This window comes from Crocosphaera sp. Alani8 (assembly GCF_038442745.1).
GTDB lineage: Bacteria > Cyanobacteriota > Cyanobacteriia > Cyanobacteriales > Microcystaceae > Crocosphaera.
The window spans coordinates 1-18,878 of record NZ_JARVCN010000480.1 but is presented as its reverse complement, the minus strand read 5'-3'; the positions used below and the strand labels follow the sequence as shown (position 1 = coordinate 18,878).

Sequence of the window (18,878 nt, the reverse complement as noted above, 5' to 3'; positions counted from 1 at the left end):
ATGTTTGGCCTAAGTTTTCGCAGCGAGTGACCCCTGGCTTTTTGAGAAGATACGCGAACAGCGATAAGTACCTGGACAACCTGAGTTCGGTCTTAGGAGTCTGGTAACTGGTAACTGGTAACTGTTCACTGACCACAGGGTAGTACAAAGAAAATAGACTAGGCTTCTTGTCTAAAGTGTACGCTAGGGGGATAATAGGCCTAATTTTGAGTAAAAAACGTGGTAGTGTGATCATTCTGTTCACTATCAATTGATCTTTTTTTAGGAGAACTTCAGGAAAAATCAATCATTATGTCTATTATCTTCCAACTCGTCTTAGCAGCCCTCGTTTTCTTCTCTTTCGTTATGGTGGTTGCCGTTCCCGTGGCCTATGCTTCCCCCCAAAACTGGGCTCAGTCTAAGCCTTTATTGTACGTCGGTTCTGCCATTTGGGTCGCTCTAGTATTACTAGTGGCTGTCTTAAACTTCCTAGTTGTCTAGATTCATCCCACAATATCTAGTACAAGGGAACTTGGAGACTGGAGGAGTGGAGGGATTCAAGAATTAAGAAATAATTAAATTTTCTGTTCTCAATTCCACATTTATCTCTATAGCTTCCCACACTCCTTATTCCATAAAGTCTTCAGACTTCACTCGGTGGTATTTCCCCATCTTTAGCTATGCTTAAAGGTGGGGATTGTTTTGTAGATTATTTGAAGCTAAAAAATTATGACCATTTTCGAGGGAACCTTTACCCAAGATCCATCTGCTTTGCGTTTCGCTATGGTTATCGGTCGTTTTAACGACTTAGTAACGGATAAACTCTTATCGGGGTGTCAAGACTGTTTAAAGCGTCACGGAGTTGATGTTAACCCCCACGGAACTCAAGTAGACTATGTGTGGGTTCCTGGCAGTTTTGAAGTTCCTTTGGTAGCTCGTCAATTAGCCTTGTCGGGAAATTACAACGCTATTATCTGTTTAGGGGCGATCATTCGGGGGAATACCCCTCATTTTGATTATGTGGCAGCAGAAGCCGCAAAAGGAATCGCCGCCGCCGGATTTCAAACCGGAACCCCAGTGGTGTTCGGTATTTTAACCACAGATACGATGCAACAAGCATTAGAAAGGGCTGGTATTAAGAGTAATTTAGGCTGGAATTATGCTTTAAGCGCGCTGGAAATGGCTAGTTTAATGGGTCAAATACGGGGTGAAATTCCAGCTAATAATGCTCCAGCAGCTTTACCTGTGTCTCAGTTCAAAAACCCCATCGTCTCAGAATAACCATAACACCAGCATTTTGTTGGTAACACCTTAGAATCCTATGGCAGATTTATCCGTTTCCTGGGAACAATATCACCGTCATATTGAGACTTTGGCGGTGAAAATTTATCAATCCCAATGGAAGTTTGACCAAATCATCTGTATTGCTAAAGGGGGTTTACGAGTAGGAGACATTCTCAGTCGTCTTTACCATATCCCTTTAGGTATTGTTGTGGCTGCTTCTTACGGTGGAGAAAATGGGCGTTCCCGCGAAGACATAAAAATGGGTCAACATTTGGCTGCCATCGATGATAACTTAGGGAAACGTATTTTATTGGTGGATGATTTGGTGGATTCTGGAGTTAGTTTACAGAAAGTAACTCAATGGCTAAAAGAGTATGCTTCCCCCGTTGAAGAACTACGTACTGCTGTAATCTGGTATAAAAGTTGTTCCCAGTTTCAACCAGATTATTATGTCCAATATTTGCCCGATAATCCTTGGATTCGTCAACCTTTTGAGAGTTACGAAACTATGAACATTAATGACTTAATAAATTCAATAAAATAATAATATGCCATAATAAGACCATTACAAATTCTGTTTAGATTCTTTTGATAACAAATCGAGGTTAAAGGGAAATCATTGACTCAAGGTAAGGTAAAAGCTACACCTGATCACCATCATGATCATCATCACAATCATATCCATAGCGAAGCGTCATTAAAACAGATAATTAACCGTCTTTCTCGCATTGAGGGACATATCAGGGGGGTGAAAACTATGGTTGCAGAGAGTCGCCCCTGTCCCGAAGTTTTGATCCAATTAGCCGCAGTTAGGGGTGCGATAGACAGAGTTTCTCGTCTTGTTTTAGACGAACATTTAAACGAGTGTGTTGCTCGCGCAGCTCAAGAAGGCAACATCGAAGAAGAATTACAAGAATTAAAGTCCGCTTTGGATCGATTTTTGCCTTAAAAGACTAAGAGTATATGGACTAATTTAACCCTGAGAATTTTCGGTTAATAGTTAGGGATGAACAGTAGTTCATGAGCAAATAATAGATTAGCTTTGTAGAACATAATAATCTCAAGTTCTGATTCCTACCCCAACGTCAACTGATTGCAGATTTCTTTTACTCGTTCTTGGTAAGATTCTAAAATGGAAGGGCAAGGGGACGCACGAAGTTCCTCTATCCTCTAATATTCGAACATAAAAGAGAGAGCTAAAACAGGGATAAATCAAGCCAAGGATAAATAACTGCCATTGAAGGGTTATAATTATCATGTGCATCTGAGACATTATTTTACTCATCTAATTTCAATCCTTTGTCAAATGAAAAGTCAAGTAAAAAATTTTTTGAATCCATATCTTACCTCTCGTCAAAGAAATAGTGTTCTAATATATACAATACATAAAGCAGCATCTACATTTCTCTACAAATTAACTTTTGATATAACTAATCTTCTTAGCTTAAATTACTATTCAACTGATGGTAAAGACGAAAGAGTTAAAAAAGTTATAGGGCATGATTATAATTATGTAATCAATAAAGAAATAGCTTGTTTTGGACCAATACGTGGTAGTCGAGAACTTTCTTTTCCTGAAAACCTGGAAGAATATTCAATTATCTTACATTTAAGAGATCCTAGAGATGTACTTACTTCTTTGTTTTATTCTTTTAGTTATAGTCATGTAAGAGAAGAAGGCAAATTCAATCCTACAGATGAGCAAAGAGAACAATGGGTAAAAGAAGGAGTTGATAAATTTGTAACTAATACGGCACCTGGCATAAAGGAAAGATATGAAATATATTGCAACAATTTATTAAATCGAGAAAATGTAGTATTCATTAAATATGAAGACATGGTTTATGAATACGATAAGTGGTTAAAAGAATTTTTATCTGCTTTTTATTATACTAATCATAAGAACCTGGGAACGTCAAACTTTTTAGACTATCACAATATTTTATTTGAAATATATAAGAAATTTATTTTTACAAAGCTCTATAGAAAATACAAAACTCAATTTAAAGTTTCTAAGGAGCGTATTTATAAACATAAAAGACAAATTACTCCAGGAGACCACAAAAGAAAACTTAGTCCAGAAACTATTGAATTTTTAAATTATGAATTCAAGGATATATTAAATTTGTTAAAATACGAAGTCTAAAGTTTTTGAAATTTACAGGATACTGCAAACAAAGCCCACGTAGTTCACTCGTGGGATATAGTATGCTTATATGGGGGAGGTTTAGAATAATTTGCACCGTAAGTTAACTCTCAGATGGAGAAGTTGATGCTTCTGGATTTTCGCCATGATTACCGTTAGCATCTACGCTATTAAGGGACCAGTAGTATTCTGTAGGGATATGAGCTTGCTGACAAATAGCTTCGAGTTGTTTTTGTTGCGCTCTGGCTTTGCGTAGGGTGATAATCAACTGTTGCACTTGTTGTTGTAAATTGGGTTCTTCGTAAGTTGTAGCTAAAGTTTTTCTCTCTAGTAACTGTAACAGTAATTCATAATGAACAAGGGATGGAAGGGGAAGAGGTTTCATCAGAATTATCCATAATACTGTAATTAATTAGGCCAATTTTGAGCCTACTTCTACGGTAAACTATCTATAGGAATATGATAATTAAATCTTTTCAATTGTTCCCGTTGACGACTTTCTTGTTGAGAATATTTTATGAATCAATCAACGACAATTTATCCTGGGGAAGTATTTGCTGACACCAAAGTGTTTGATCAGCGAATCCGTCAATTAGTTCCTCATTACGATTTCATGCTCGATACCCTTGTTGCTTGTATTCCCCCTAAAGCTTCTCGCATACTAGATTTAGGCTGTGGCACAGGAGAACTCAGTTGTAAACTATTTAAACAGTTTCCTGATGCAAAAATAGTGGCTGTTGACTATTCTCCAAGAATGATAGAAATGGCAAAATATAAATTAGGAAAAAGTGAATTTAAAGAGAACATTACTTTTGTTCAAGCAGATTTTGGAGCTTGGGCTGATGGGGAAATTATAGAAGAACTTAGGGAGAGTTTTGATGCTTGTGTTTCGTCTTTAGCTATTCATCATTTAACGGATGAAATGAAATATAAATTATTGGCTTGTGTTGCTAAAAATTTAGTTGAGGGTAGCTGTTTTTGGAACGCAGATCCTGTTATACAAGAGTCAGCCCAATTGCAAGAAATCTATCTAAACTTAAGAGAAAAATGGACAACTAATCAAGGAACTACCATCCAAGAGGTTCGCTCAAACATGGGAATTAGCGAACCACAAGGTTATTCGGGACAAGATCGTTTAGGTACATTAGAAAGTCATTTAAATATGCTATCTTCTGCAGGATTTAAAAACGTTGCTAACCCGTGGCGATTTTTGGGATTAGCTATTTTTGGTGGTTGGGTTTAATTACAATGAATAAACGAATTATTGGTTATGTGTATCTTCTATGTTATTAATTCTTTCTTCAGCTAAAACATTAGTATTTGACGATGTTTTTACAACTTCTGAAACTAAAACTACGCCTAATTTTCAAAAATATGGTGACTTTTTGGTTAATTCCTTGAAAAAATTATCTCCTCAAAAATTAGGGAAATTATTAGGAGTAAGTGACCCTTTAGCTAACTTAAACTATCAGCGATTTCAATCATTTGATACGGCTGAAAAACAAGCTTGTATTTTAGCTTATAGGGGAGATGTTTTTAAACAATTAGATTTGATAGATTTTACTGATGATGATTATATATTTGCTCAGGAGCATTTGAGAGTCATATCAGGATTGTACGGTATTTTAAGAACCCTTGATGAAATCAGTCCCTATCGACTGGAAATGAATACTCGTCTGACAACTGAAAAGGCAGATAATCTGTATAATTTTTGGGGCGAAAAAGTAACCGAAAACTTAAACGAAGATTTAGAAAAACATAAAACTCAAATATTAGTTAATCTCGCTTCCCAGGAATATTCTCGTTTAATTCAGTCTCGACAATTTAATTACCCTATTTTAAAAGTTTCTTTTAAGGAAATGAGAGACGGAAAACTAAAAACCATTGGTATCACAGCAAAAAAAAGTAGAGGTTTAATTACTAATTGGATTATTAAAAATAAAATAGATGAACCCTCAAAATTTAAAAATTACTCTGGTTTAGGGTATTATTACGACGAAAACTTATCGAACGAAGAAGAAATAGTCTTTGTTAAAAGATAGCTTTTCTCAGATTGATTTTGAACTGGAGACAACATTTCTAATCAATTTTACTAATTATGCTACATTGGTAGAGTTAAGCCGTTGTGTATAACGGAGTTTAATCGGTGGGGTGTTAATGAAACGTATTTTTATCACGGGATCTAGCGGTTGTATTGGTCATTATATGGCAGAAGCTTTAATCAAAGAAACCAATCATGAACTTTATTTTTTGGTGAGAAATCCTGAGAAATTACAATTTCGTTATCAGAGTCGTCCTAACATTCATCTTATGATCGGTGATTTACAAAATATTGAAAAATTCAGCGATTTTTTGAGTACGGTTAATGTGGCAATTTTAGCAGCAACAAGTTGGGGTGGAATTACAGAATCTTTTGAAATTAATGTTACCAAAACTTTAGGGTTAATGAAGTTATTAAACCCTGATATTTGTGAGCAAATTATTTACTTTTCTACAGCAAGTATTTTAGATAAAAATAATCAACCTTTACGAGAAGCAGGGATATTAGGAACCAATTATATAAGAACAAAATATCAATGTTACACTCAGTTAAGTAAACTTGATATTCATAGTAAAATTACCACTGTTTTCCCCACTTTAGTTTTTGGTGGCGAACCCAATAAACCCTATTCTCACTTATCAGGAGGTATTAAAGATGTAGTTAAATGGATTGATTTAATTCGCTGGTTCAAAGCGGATGGTAGTTTTCATTATATTCATGCTAGAGACATCGCAAAAATAATTAAATATTTAGTAGAAAATCCTCCGAGTGAATCTGCTAGTAAAGACTTGGTTTTAGGCAATGAAAAAACAACCGTTAATAAAGCAGTAGCAAAAATTTGTAATTATCTCAATAAAAAAATTTATTTTCAAATTACATTGTATATTGTTTTAGTTAACTTTTTTATTAAAGTCTTTCGTTTACGCATGGAAGACTGGGATTACTTTTCTATTAATTATCGACATTTTACTTATAAAAATACCGTAACTCCTGCTAGTTTTGGGCTAGAAAATTATTGTACAACCATCGAAGATGTGATGCAATTAAGTGGCGTTTATCCTGAGAAATATTAGTTAACCTGAGTTCGATATAAGCGAACGTTGAGTAGTTTGCTATAAATTAATGATGATAGAGATTGATATGTTTCAACTGATGGCTGATAGCTGATAGCTGAACGCTTACAAACTAGCCAGTTTTATCGAACGGTGCAAGATGTAAGTATTATGAAACAAAAAAAGTGAGTAGAATATTACAGTAATTGAATCTATCCTACTCACTTGTTCAATTTTAATTTAACTCCTGAATCTATTTAGCGTCCAATACCCACATAGTGGAAACCAGCCATTTCTAACTTAGAACGATCCAAGAAATTACGCCCATCAATAATTACAGGATTAGCCATTAATTGAGACATTTTTCCGTAATCGAGGCTTAAAAATTCCTTCCAATCTGTTACTAAAACCAAAGCATCACAGCTATCTGCTAACATTTCTGCATCGGTTTCGATGATGACATTAGATAAACCGTGACTTAAACCAGATTGGGAAACAATGGGGTCATAAGCCTTAATTTTTGCCCCCAAACGGTTCAACTGTTCGATGATAATTAAAGCAGGTGCATCCCGCATATCATCTGTATCTGGTTTAAAAGTTAGACCCAATAAACCGATAGTTTTTCCTTTGAGAATTTTTAGTTCTTGTTGTAACTTTTCAACCGCAATTAATCGTTGACGCTTGTTAACATCAACTGCAGCGTTGAGTAATTCTGTTTCGTAGTTGTAATCAGTTGCAGTATGAATTAAAGCCAAAACATCTTTGGGGAAACAAGATCCACCCCAACCAATACCAGCTTGTAAAAACTTATTACCGATACGAGAATCTAAACCGATACCTGCAGCTACTTGAGTAACATCTGCCCCAACCCGATCGCAAATATTAGCCACTTCGTTGATAAAACTAATTTTGGTAGCTAAGAAAGCATTGGCAGCGTATTTAATCATTTCCGCCGAGTTTAAGTCCGTTACCACCACAGGAACTGGAGGTAAACTTTGGTCGTCCCCGAACTTGCGGTCTACCAGAGGCTTATAGAGTTCTTGCATCATGGTGATGGCCTTGTCGTTGTTGCTACCAAGGACGATGCGATCGGGGTTAAAAGTATCATAAACAGCCGAACCTTCCCGTAAAAATTCTGGGTTACTGACCACATCAAACTCCACATCTGCGGGGGAGTCTTCCCGTTTAGCCAATCCGTCCATAACAATCATTCTCACCCAATCCCCAGAACCGATGGGAACTGTAGATTTGTTAACGATGACCTTGTAACCGCCGTTCAAATTTTCACCAATCCCTCTAGCTACCGCTTCGACGTAACGGGTATCGCTTTCGCCGTTGGGCAAAGCAGGGGTTCCCACAGCGATAAAGAGGATTTCTCCGTGGTCAACACCGGCAGCCAAATCGGAAGTAAACTCTAAACGGCCAGCTTCCATACAACCGTGCATTAATTCTGAGAGGCCTGGTTCATAGATAGGAGATTGACCAGACTTCATCAGTTTAACCTTTTCTTCGTTGTTATCGATACAGATAACGTGATGACCAATGTGGGATAAACAAACTCCAGTCACCAAGCCAACATAACCAGTTCCAATGACACAAACACGCATAACTTTATCCTCTAAATTTATATTGATTAAAACAAGGCATTCTCGGGATGATACAACAACATTACTCTATTAGTTGAAGCATTTTAAACAAAGTTGCCTTGGAGATAGTTTAACTATCTTTTGACACTCGTTCTCGGAAGTCTTTAATGGCTAATTCTAGCCCCTCTTTTAGAGGAATAGTGGGTTCCCAACCTAAATAATTTTTTGCCTTGGTAATATCCGGTTGTCTTTGTTTAGGATCATCTTGAGGTAATTCTTTATAGACTAATTCAGTTTCAGGGTTGACCATTCCTTGAATAATTTGAGCCAGTTCTAAGATGGTATACTCTCCAGGGTTTCCGATGTTAACAGGACCGATATAGTCTCCATTCATCAGACGCATTAAACCTTCGACTAAATCAGAAACATAGCAAAAACTTCTGGTTTGAGAACCGTCACCATAAATAGTTAAAGGAATCCCTTTGAGGGCTTGTACAATAAAATTACTTACCACTCGACCGTCATTTTCTAACATTCTCGGTCCGTAGGTATTAAAGATTCGTGCTACTCGAATGTCGGTCTTATGTTCTCGGTGGTATTCAAAAGCCAAGGTTTCAGCTACCCTTTTTCCTTCATCGTAACAGGCCCTTAACCCTGTACAACTGACGTTACCCCGATATTCTTCTGGTTGGGGGTGAATATCCGGATCACCGTAAACTTCTGAGGTAGAGGCTAAAAGAAGGCGAGCATTAACTCGTTTGGCTAAACCCAACATATACAAAGTCCCTAACACATTAACTTTAATGGTTTTTACAGGGTTATGTTGATAATGAATGGGGGAAGCAGGACAAGCCAAATGATAAATCTGATCCACTTCTAAACGGATGGGTTCCGTGATATCGTGGCGAATCAACTCAAAATAAGGATTGCCGATCCACTTAAGAATATTGCGTTTGTCCCCAGTGTAAAAGTTATCTAGGCAAAGAACTTCGTGTCCTTGTGCCATTAAGCGATCGATGAGATGGGAACCAATGAAACCAGCACCACCCGTGACTAAGATTTTCATGCAACCTACAAGTTCAAAATTAAAATTAATATTAACTTACCCTTGCTTTGAGTTTTGGCCAACCCCTCAAGTTAGTTATTTTGCAATATAAAGAAATTCCTAAGAAAATAACAAATTTTCTCACGGAGGGGAACCATTCATGAGATCCTAAATTAAAGACCTTATATTTACCATTGTTTCCTAGTTAAATTGGGCTTCTTATGTCATCATCTTCCATGTCCCGTCGCACGAAAATCGTGGCCACTATTGGTCCTGCGACCCAAAACAAAGAGATTTTACGCCAATTGATTTTAGCAGGGGCCACCACTCTGCGTCTCAATTTTTCTCACGGTAAACACGAGTATCATCAACATAGCATTCGCCTTATTCGTCAAACTGCTTTTGAATTAAATCAACCGGTGGCGATTTTACAAGATTTACAGGGGCCAAAAATTCGCCTGGGGGAATTTGTTAATGGGTCCATCACAGTTAAACCTGGTGATCCTTTTATCTTGACCAGTCGCCAAGTAGAGTGCAATCAAAACATCAGCTATGTTACCTACGATTATTTAGCCGATGAGGTACCGGAACAAGCGCGAATTTTAATGGACGATGGCAAGGTAGAAATGGTAGTAGAAAAAGTGGATAAGGAAAATAAGGATCTACATTGTCGGGTTGTGGTAGGAGGGGTACTATCCAACAGCAAAGGGGTCAATTTTCCGGGGGTCTATTTATCTGTAAAAGCTTTAACAGATAAAGACAAACGGGATTTGATGTTTGGGTTGGATCAAGGGGTAGATTGGGTAGCGTTGAGTTTTGTGAGAAACCCCCAAGATATTCTCGAAATCAAAGAGTTGATTGCCAGTGCCGGAAAAAATGTTCCTGTCATCGCTAAAATCGAAAAACACGAAGCCATTGAGGACATGGAAGAAATTCTGTCTTTGTGTAACGGAGTCATGGTGGCGCGAGGAGATTTAGGGGTAGAGTTACCCCCCGAAGATGTCCCCATTCTTCAAAAACGTCTAATCACTACGGCTAACAGGTTAGGTATTCCGGTTATTACTGCTACGCAAATGTTGGATAGTATGGCTAATAATCCTCGTCCTACCCGTGCAGAAGTGTCCGATGTGGCTAACGCTATTTTGGATGGTACGGATGCGGTAATGTTATCCAATGAGACGGCCGTAGGAAAATATCCCGTAGAAGCAGTGGCGACTATGGCCACTATTGCAGAAAGAATTGAAAAGGAACCCACTATCCCTAAAGTCCTCTCAGAAGGGAAAAAGTCCATCACTAATGCTATTTCCTCGGCGGTTAGTCATATTGCTCAAGAACTGGGTGCAGCCGCCATTATGTCTTTGACGAAAACGGGATCAACGGCCCGCAATGTGTCTAAATTTCGCCCTCAAATCCCTATTTTAGCAGTGACTCCCCATGTGGATGTGGCAAGGCAATTACAGTTGGTTTGGGGGGTAAAACCTCTTTTGGTGCTTGATTTGGCCTCACCTAATCAAACCTTTCAATCCGCGGTGAATGTGGCACAGGAAAATAAATTACTCAAAGATGGGGATCTTGTTGTGATGACCGCCGGAACCCTTCAAGGGGTAGCAGGTTCCACGGACTTAATTAAAGTAGAAATGGTTAAGGCGGTCTTAGGAAAAGGAGTGGGGGTTGGTCAAGGTTTCGGCAGTGGACGGGCAAGAATCGCCCACAATGCTAGAGAATTGGGCAATTTTGAACCTGGAGACATTCTCGTGGTTCCGGAAACTAATGCCGAGTTTGTGGAGATGATGCGTAAAGCTTCGGGGATTATTACCGAGGAGGCGAGTTTAACAAGTCATGCGGCTGTGATTGGTTTACGCTTAGGGGTTCCTGTTGTTGTCGATTTTAAGGCAGCCACAGACAATATCAGAGAAGGAGCTATCATTACGGTTGATGCTGAAAAAGGCCAAGTTTACTCCGGTCTTGTTATGAGTAATCACAATGGGGATAGTTGATCTGAGTCTGATGTTTTCAGATAACAGGAAAGATGATTTTTTAGAGGTTTAAGGTGCTGTTATTTAAGGTTTTGCTAACTTCAGTAACAGCCTTCAAATTTTCTTGACAGATTGATTTTTACTCGAAAAATTGATCATAGAGAAGAGACATTAATGGATAAGGGCATTGTAAGGGAAAAGTTTCTAAGGATAATTTGGTTTCTGCTTTAGCTTGTTTGACAGCTTCTTGGTAATTTTCATCCATAATATTACTAAGATAGGGTCTTAAGCTAGGGGATTCTTTTATTATTATTCTATAGATAATTCGGAACAGCACCGGATATAACTATATTACACAGTAATTCTACATAAATCTAAAGCAATTTGTATTAGTTGAGTGGAGGCAATTTCATATTGGGTTTCTTGTCCTCTTGGTTTACTTCTTAAATATCCTGCTGGAGTTTTTTGTGAAGGTAATAAGGGGAGGTTTTGAATAATTTTATAAAAATCGGCTTCTGCTTTAGGACTTTTATGAGCGATCGCATTTCTAATTCTATGGTAATATCTTAAATTATTTTTTTGATCACTATCAAGATTAGTGAAAGGAATACCATCATGAAAAAATATTCTTGCTCTCTCTATTGTTTTTTCATAAGGCAACCAGTTAAGATATCTTTGTCCTGCTAAAATAACTGAGTTAATTTCTGATTTTGGAGAAATTGTAACTTTACAAATTTCATTAATTGTGCATTCATTAATGGTAATCTCTTCTTGAAGCAATCCCAAAAATAATTCTTCTATAAATTTTTCAAAATCCGTGAATAATCCTATAAATAAGCCATCATAAAAGATAAAAATATCGTTTTGATCAAGAATATTATTAGTAAATAACTCTTCTATTTTATTCCTTTTTCTGTCTCGTTCCTGGACTCTTGACTTAAAGTCATTAAACAAGATATCTGCTTTTCTTGCCATAACTTTAATCAGTATTTTTAACAAAATCAATCAAATAGTTAAACATGATTTTTCTCTCTTTAATACCTTGTCTTCGAGAATTAAATACTTCTTGAACTTGAGAATTAGAAGAACTTAGTTGTTTAGTTTTTAAATGATCATTAGCTGTTTTTATTTTTTTTATAACTACTTCAGAAAGTTGTCTATTATTATCAGCTTCAGACTCTTTTAGGCTATCGAGTCCAAAAATTAAATCATAAATTACAGCAAAGAATATATATATTTTGGTTTGTTCACGAAATTTTGAAAAGGGCAGAAAATCCTTAAAATTCTTATCAATAATTTCCATCGTCTTATGAAATTTATGATATATTTCATTTTTATGAGGCATAGATTCATCATATTTATGATAGTAATCTTCTATTATTTTATCTTTACTATCCATTAATTTACCATCTAACATCATCATAATAAATTCTGATGTTAGTTTAACTTCTTTCATTCGTGCAATATCATCATCTGTAAAGACTTTCCATTCTTTCCAATACCAGAAACATTCTAATGCAAGTTTATAAGCAAGGGTTTTAAATTCTCCAAAATATTGAGAGTTTCTTATTTCCTGTTTATTTAATTCATAATGGGTTGAATTCATTCTATGAAATATATCAATTACTTCTCTATCATCCATTCTTGGAGGAAAAACATGAACACTGAACTCATAATCTAAAATATCTCGCTTAATTTCATCATCGAGTTCTTGAAATGTTTTTTTTGCTATTTCTTTATTGTGATTTTTTTGTACAGTAAAATAATCTTTTTGGTAATCATAGTTTGGTAAAGACTGAGGTGCAACAAAACTCAAAACAGTTCTTAATCTTTGTTGTCCATCAACTACTTCACGCTTTGGTCGTAACGTGTCAAGATCAATAGGAAGATCCCTTAAAAAAATAATAGGAATAGGTAAACCTCTAACGATTGTATCAATTAGATAAGATTTTGTTCCTGGTTTCCAAACTTCCCTACGTTGAAATTTAGGAGATAAAATCAATGCTTTATCTTTTTGCCAAGAGACAAAATCAGCTACTTTAAAAAAGCTTTTTTTATATTCAATTGTTCCCATGATTCTCTTGTTTGTAAGATGAAAAAAGTAAGGTGGGCAATACCCACCCTACGAGTTAATTATTTAGCAGGGGTTAAGGTCTTTTCCTCAACCATAACGGGGTTAGGGTTAGTTTCCGGGCTGTTTGCCTCGGATGGGGGAACCACTTGCCAGAATTTGCTCACATATTCTCCCCAGTTATTGAGGATATGTTCTGCTTTTTTACTGCCAGTGCGTTCAAAATGGGACTCAATTAATTCTCTTAATTGTGCTTCTCCTGCTTCCGTACATATATGTTGAATCTCAACAATTTCGGGGTTAACTTTTTCGGGGAAACTGTAATCTTCATCCAAGAAATAACCGATCCCTCCGGTCATTCCTGCCCCCACATTGCGGCCAACAGAACCGAGGACAACGATCACACCACCGGTCATGTATTCACAACAGTGATCCCCTGCACCTTCAATAACCGCTTTACCCATAGAGTTACGCACCCCAAACCGTTCACCAGCGCGGCCATTGGCGTATAAAACACCGCCAGTTGACCCGTAAAGGCAGGTATTACCGACGATAACGTTATCTGCTGCCTCAAAGATGGAATTTTTGGGGGGAACGATGACAACCTCTCCTCCGTGCATTCCTTTGCACACATAGTCGTTTGCTTCCCCTTCTAGGTGCATGATCATACCAGGAAGGTTAAAAGCGGCAAAGCTTTGACCAGCAGCACCGGTAAAGTTAAAGGTTAACTCCCCAGAAAAGCCTGTATTGCCGTATTTTTTCGCTAATACTCCAGAAATACGCGCCCCAACTGTGCGATCGGTGTTGACAATTTTTACATTTTTGGCGATGGTTCCGTGAGTATTGATGGCAGAAACGATCGCAGCGTCGGCCAATAACTGATCGTCCAATACGGGACCATTACTGTGGACATCTTGGTGGTTTAACCAACTGCGATCGCTTTTCACGTCGGGAAGGTTCAGCAGACAGTCTAGGTTAAGGGAGCTAGTTTTAGCTAAACTGACATCTGAGCGCATTTTCAGTAAGTCTGCCCGTCCAATAACCTCGTTTAAGGAACGATAACCTAATTTTGCCAAAATTGATCTTACTTCTTCGGCAATGAAATAGAAGAAGTTAACCACATTTTCAGGAATACCGGTGAACCGTTCGCGCAACCTTTCCATTTGAGTTGCTACCCCAACGGGACATTGGTTGGTATGACATATACGCGCCATAATACAACCTTCGGCGATCATAGCTATGGAACCGAAACCGTATTGTTCCGCACCCATCAAAGCTGCCATGATTACGTCCCAACCGGTTTTTAAACCACCGTCAGCCCGCAAAAGAACCCGATCCCGTAGTTTATTCTCCATTAACATCCGATGTACTTCTGTTACCCCTAGTTCCCAAGGACAACCGGCGTGTTTAATGGAACTCAGAGGTGATGCACCTGTCCCACCGTCGTGACCAGAAATTTGAATGATGTCTGCGTTAGCTTTGGCCACACCGGCAGCGATGGTTCCGATACCGATCTCGGCCACTAATTTAACCGATACTTTAGCAGTAGGGTTAATTTGATGTAAGTCAAAGATTAACTGCGCTAAGTCTTCGATGGAGTAGATGTCGTGGTGAGGAGGGGGAGAAATGAGGGTAACACCGGCTTTAGAACGGCGTAACATGGCGATATAGGAACTGACTTTTTTACCTGGTAACTGTCCTCCTTCCCCTGGTTTTGCACCTTGGGCCATTTTAATTTCTAACTGTTTACCGTTCATCAGGTATTCAGGAGTTACCCCAAACCGTCCGGAGGCGATCTGTTTGATGGCAGAACTAACGCTGTCGCCGTTTTGTAGACCGTTCAAATGGGGGAATGTCGGGGAATGTCCTTCTGTGTCCACATCAGATAGGGGAATAAAACGGGTGGGATCTTCTCCTCCTTCCCCTGAGTTAGACTTACCTCCTAAACGGTTCATGGCGATCGCTAATGTCTCGTGTGCTTCTCTAGATAATGCACCCAAGGACATACCACCGGTACAGAAGCGTTTAACGATATCTTCTACGGGTTCCACCTCTTGAATGGGAATGGAAGGGCGATCGGGGTTAAACTCTAATAGATCCCGTAAGGCGGTCACAGGACGTTCTTCGAGGTATTTTTTATAGTGTTCGTAGTGATCATAAGCCTCTTTATTAGCCCCATTTTGCCCAATTTTATAAGCTTTAACCGCTTTATGGAGATGCCTTGACATTTGTGGGGTGTTCATGTGGTATTCTCCTTTGGAACGGGAGTTAATGAAGCCGTAGTTTTTCAGTCTCTTCTCTGTTAGATTAGGGAAGGCTTGACTATGAACTGTAATAACTTCTTGAGCAAGTTCGGCGATATTTAAACCACCCACACGACTGGTTGTCCCTTTAAAGGCCATATCTACCAACTCCATCCCCAGGCCGATCGCTTCAAATATTTGGGCCCCATGATAGGAAGCAAGGAGAGATATTCCCATTTTCGAGAGAATTTTTAGTAACCCTGCTTCTACTGCGTGACGATAGTTATCTAATGCTTCTGAGATGGTGATGTCTTCTAGTTTATTTGATTGACGGATGGTTTCTAGGGTGAGGTAAGGACACACCGCAGAGGCCCCATAACCTACTAAACAGGCGAAATGATGGGTACTCCAACACTGGGCCGTATCTACCACTAAGGAGGTTTCTAACCGTAACCCTTGTTTAATTAGATGATGGTGTACGGTTCCCACTGCTAATAGGGGAGGAATATAACTGCTGGTTTCGTTGATATTTCCCTGTAGGGGCGAACGGCCGTTCGTCCCTATGCGATCGCTTAAAATGAGTATTTTGGCACCTTTTTCTACTGCTTCGGTTGCTTCTTGGCAGAGTTTTTCTAAGGCAACTTTTAATCCTTCTGGGCCTGATGTAATCTCGAATAGTGTGGATAACTCAGTGGTATTAAAGTCAGCATCTTTGATCCGTTGTAGTTCCGTTTCGTTGAGAACAGGACTATCTATTTTGATTAGTTTAGCGTCTTCTGCTTGGGGATGGAGTAAGTTACCTTTTGATCCTAATAACATCTCCAAAGACATGACTAAACTTTCCCGTAGAGGATCAATAGGAGGGTTCGTAACTTGAGCAAACCGTTGTTTAAAGTAGTCGTAAAGTAGATGAGGTTTATCTGATAACACAGCTAAGGGAATATCATCCCCCATACAGAAAGTTGGTTCTTTTCCTTGGATGGCCATGGGAACCACAATCATGTCTACGTCTTCTGCGGTGTAACCAAAAGCTGTTTGTTGTTGTAGAAGTTGCTTTGCGTCGTTTAAAAGAAGGGTATGGGAAAAGGTTTGATGGGTTAGTTGTTGACGATGGGTTTGCAACCATTCCCCGTAAGGATGTTTTTTAGCGATACGTTGTTTAATCTGCCAATTTTTTAACACTTCTTGGCTGGTTAAATCAACTGCAATGGTTTGTCCTGGCCCTAGTTTACCTTTTTCGACAATATCTGCTGCAGGAAGGTCTACCACACCTGCTTCTGATCCTACTACCACGTAATCATCTTTGGTAATACAATACCGTGCTGGCCGTAACCCGTTCCGATCTAAACAAGCACCTACCATTTTACCATCGCTAAATGCTAGTAAAGCTGGACCGTCCCAAGGTTCTTGGAAACCGCTATAGTAGTCATAAAAGTCGGTAATTTCGGGGTAATCTCGAAGATTAGGTTGATTTTTGTATGCTTCTGGTACTAAAATCATGGCCGCTTCTAAGGGACTACGACCGGTTCTGACTAATAATTCTAAGGTACTGTCTAAGTTATAGGAGTCACTGTTGGCCGTGTTAACGACGGGGGTTAATGCTTCGAGTTCTTCTGGTTTCCACCCCGGTGCGTTTAACTTAACTTCCCTGGTGGTCATGGAGTTAATATTACCGATAAGGGTGTTAATTTCCCCATTATGACCCAATAAGCGCATAGGTTGAGCTAAAGGCCATTTGGGCATCGTATTGGTGCTAAAACGGCGATGATAGACGGCAAAGCGACTAATATAGTTAGGATTGGTTAAATCTTGATAAAATTCCCCTAATACTTCGCTGCGTACCATCCCTTTATAAACAATGGTACGACAACTAAAGGAGCAAATATAAAAATCATCTGCTAACCGTTTGCCGATCTGCGATCGCACGATATATAAGACTCGATCTAACTCATCTCCGAATAACCCATCAGGAGATGTCACCATTATTTGTTCGATATGGGGTTGATTTCCTTTTGCTTGAACCCCCAATACATCAGGGTTAACAGGAACTTCACGCCATCCTAAAACGGTTAATTTGGCAGCTTTAACTACGGTTTCAACGTGCGATCGCTCTTCTTCTCGCTGACTGCTATCTTGAGGCAAGAATACCATACCTACCCCTAATTGTTCCACAGGCGGCATAGTTAAACCTTTTTCTGCAAACCAGGAGGATAGTAATTCACGGGGAATGGCTGTCATTACCCCTGATCCATCTCCTGAGTCGTTATCAGCACTACAACCTCCCCTATGCTCCATACAGCTTAATGCAGTTAGGGTTTGTTGGATTAGTTTATGACTACCTTTTCCTTTTACATCTGCTATAAATCCTACTCCGCAAGCGTCTCTTTCTTCAACGAGGGAGGGTATTCCCATATAGGTTGCGTTGGGTTGGTTAAGGGTATTTTGGTTCATTTTCATTATGGTGCGCTCATCCATACAAGTCAAAGTTTAAGGTTAACTAAGTTGCTTAAGCGAGTTAGTTATTATGCAACTAAACCGCAGCTTAAGTATTGGTCAAGGAAGGATCGATCGGTCAAGGGTTCTCTATTTAAGCTGTGTCTCTGGGGGGACAAGTATCGAACTGTTGCTTGGATCAAGGGGCCTTATACTTCATATCCTATCTAACCTCAAAGGTTTTGATCTATAGATGTTTATTAAGACAGAATATAATACAGATTCTTGATTTTAATGGATTTCTTGGTATGTTCTTATATTTGCACTAATTTTTTTAAGGTTTGCTTAATGTTTAAGATTGGAGGAGAGAATAAGATTAATATTATTCTAGATAAGATAATTGTTAGATTAGTTGTTAATTATCAATTATGTCAACTCAGACAAAATCCAGTATCGAAACTTTAAAGAAAACAATAGATGACATTAGCGAAAAAGCACAAGAGAGGGGGTTAACTCCAGAAATACTAGAATAAATTTTAGCAGAAGAACAATAGTTATCAATTATGAATAATTTGTATTTAAACCCTATTCATCCTGGAGAAATTTTATTAGAAGAATTTCTTAAGCCAATGTCAATTAATTCATCAAAATTAGCTGAAAATATTAATGTTTCTGTGAATACTATTAACCAGATAATTGAAGGAAAACAATCTATCGATGCAGAGATTGGTTTGCGGTTATCTAAATACTTTGGATTATCAGAAAGGTTTTGGTTAAACTTACAAGTAAAATACGATATTGAAATAACTAAAGATAGATTAAAAAATTGCTTAGATACGGAAGTTAAATCAATCTAAATATAAGAATTTAATATCATTAAACTCGATCTATTAAGTCTTCATAAGCAAAACAGTATTATTAACAACTGATATCATTTAATTAATTTTTTGGGAATCTTGTCATTAAATATTGGGACTTTAGCTTATTTCAAGCCCAAATATAGCCGAAACTAGCTTTATACC

General features: G+C 38.2%; 17 protein-coding genes. 10 read left to right on the top strand and 7 right to left on the bottom strand.

Translation table 11 applies throughout. The annotated features are described in order from the left end of the window. The first annotated feature begins 291 nt into the window (after positions 1–291). The 5 genes from psbZ (at position 292) to P9B04_RS23700 (ending at position 3,409) form a co-directional block, all read left to right on the top strand. Positions 292–480, top strand: a complete 189-nt coding sequence (gene psbZ / locus P9B04_RS23720; protein ID WP_342057421.1) for a photosystem II reaction center protein PsbZ — start codon at positions 292–294, stop codon at positions 478–480. A 228-nt stretch (positions 481–708) separates the two neighbouring features. Beyond that, positions 709–1,260: a 6,7-dimethyl-8-ribityllumazine synthase gene (gene ribH / locus P9B04_RS23715; protein WP_342057420.1), complete on the top strand. Its 552-nt coding sequence runs from the start codon at positions 709–711 to the stop codon at positions 1,258–1,260. Positions 1,261–1,300: 40 nt separating this feature from the next. Then, positions 1,301–1,807 carry a phosphoribosyltransferase gene (locus P9B04_RS23710; RefSeq protein ID WP_342057419.1) on the top strand — a complete coding sequence of 169 codons (507 nt, stop codon included), beginning with the start codon at positions 1,301–1,303 and terminating at the stop codon, positions 1,805–1,807. A gap of 75 nt (positions 1,808–1,882) precedes the next feature. Then, positions 1,883–2,212 carry a metal-sensing transcriptional repressor gene (locus P9B04_RS23705; protein WP_342057418.1) on the top strand — a complete coding sequence of 110 codons (330 nt, stop codon included), beginning with the start codon at positions 1,883–1,885 and terminating at the stop codon, positions 2,210–2,212. A gap of 357 nt (positions 2,213–2,569) precedes the next feature. Continuing rightward, complete coding sequence (locus P9B04_RS23700; protein ID WP_342057417.1) at positions 2,570–3,409, top strand: sulfotransferase domain-containing protein; 840 nt, start codon at positions 2,570–2,572, stop codon at positions 3,407–3,409. Positions 3,410–3,512: 103 nt separating this feature from the next. Here P9B04_RS23700 and P9B04_RS23695 read toward each other — a convergent pair whose 3' ends face one another. Beyond that, entirely contained in the window at positions 3,513–3,794 is a 282-nt protein-coding gene (locus P9B04_RS23695) for a DUF5340 domain-containing protein (protein ID WP_342057416.1), read from the bottom strand. Positions 3,795–3,926: 132 nt separating this feature from the next. Between P9B04_RS23695 and P9B04_RS23690 the strand changes: the two genes are divergently transcribed. The 3 genes from P9B04_RS23690 (at position 3,927) to P9B04_RS23680 (ending at position 6,523) form a co-directional block, all read left to right on the top strand. After that, entirely contained in the window at positions 3,927–4,652 is a 726-nt protein-coding gene (locus P9B04_RS23690) for a class I SAM-dependent methyltransferase (protein ID WP_342057415.1), read from the top strand. A gap of 40 nt (positions 4,653–4,692) precedes the next feature. Next, positions 4,693–5,451: a YaaA family protein gene (locus P9B04_RS23685; protein WP_342057414.1), complete on the top strand. Its 759-nt coding sequence runs from the start codon at positions 4,693–4,695 to the stop codon at positions 5,449–5,451. A gap of 115 nt (positions 5,452–5,566) precedes the next feature. Further along, a complete protein-coding gene (locus P9B04_RS23680) occupies positions 5,567–6,523 on the top strand; it encodes an NAD-dependent epimerase/dehydratase family protein (RefSeq protein WP_342057413.1) in 957 nt (318 codons plus the stop codon). Positions 6,524–6,759: 236 nt separating this feature from the next. On the opposite strand, the gene P9B04_RS23675 is transcribed toward P9B04_RS23680, so the two are convergent. Together P9B04_RS23675 and P9B04_RS23670 are read right to left on the bottom strand one after the other, a co-directional pair. Beyond that, on the bottom strand, positions 6,760–8,109 hold the full coding sequence (locus P9B04_RS23675) for a UDP-glucose dehydrogenase family protein (protein WP_342057412.1): 1,350 nt from the start codon (positions 8,107–8,109) through the stop codon (positions 6,760–6,762). Between the two features lie 109 nt (positions 8,110–8,218). Next, the gene (locus tag P9B04_RS23670) at positions 8,219–9,154 is read right to left on the bottom strand and encodes a UDP-glucuronic acid decarboxylase family protein (RefSeq protein WP_342057411.1); all 936 of its coding nucleotides are present in this window, start codon (positions 9,152–9,154) and stop codon (positions 8,219–8,221) included. 200 nt (positions 9,155–9,354) lie between these two features. On the opposite strand from P9B04_RS23670, the gene pyk reads away from it, so the two are divergent. Continuing rightward, complete coding sequence (pyk, locus tag P9B04_RS23665; protein ID WP_342057410.1) at positions 9,355–11,130, top strand: pyruvate kinase; 1,776 nt, start codon at positions 9,355–9,357, stop codon at positions 11,128–11,130. A gap of 118 nt (positions 11,131–11,248) precedes the next feature. On the opposite strand, the gene P9B04_RS23660 is transcribed toward pyk, so the two are convergent. Genes P9B04_RS23660 through gltB form a run of 4 tightly spaced genes read right to left on the bottom strand, consistent with a single transcriptional unit; the run spans position 11,249 to position 17,874 of the window. Further along, positions 11,249–11,446, bottom strand: coding sequence for a DUF29 family protein (locus P9B04_RS23660; protein ID WP_342057409.1), 198 nt, complete (start codon positions 11,444–11,446; stop codon positions 11,249–11,251). Between the two features lie 14 nt (positions 11,447–11,460). Next, a complete protein-coding gene (locus P9B04_RS23655) occupies positions 11,461–12,084 on the bottom strand; it encodes a hypothetical protein (protein WP_342057408.1) in 624 nt (207 codons plus the stop codon). A 4-nt stretch (positions 12,085–12,088) separates the two neighbouring features. Further along, the gene (locus tag P9B04_RS23650) at positions 12,089–13,183 is read right to left on the bottom strand and encodes a DUF262 domain-containing protein (protein WP_342057407.1); all 1,095 of its coding nucleotides are present in this window, start codon (positions 13,181–13,183) and stop codon (positions 12,089–12,091) included. 59 nt (positions 13,184–13,242) lie between these two features. Beyond that, a complete protein-coding gene (gene gltB, locus P9B04_RS23645) occupies positions 13,243–17,874 on the bottom strand; it encodes a glutamate synthase large subunit (protein WP_342057422.1) in 4,632 nt (1,543 codons plus the stop codon). Positions 17,875–18,419: 545 nt separating this feature from the next. Here gltB and P9B04_RS23640 point away from each other — a divergent pair. Next, positions 18,420–18,713: a HigA family addiction module antitoxin gene (locus tag P9B04_RS23640; RefSeq protein WP_342057406.1), complete on the top strand. Its 294-nt coding sequence runs from the start codon at positions 18,420–18,422 to the stop codon at positions 18,711–18,713. The last annotated feature ends 165 nt before the right edge of the window (positions 18,714–18,878 follow it).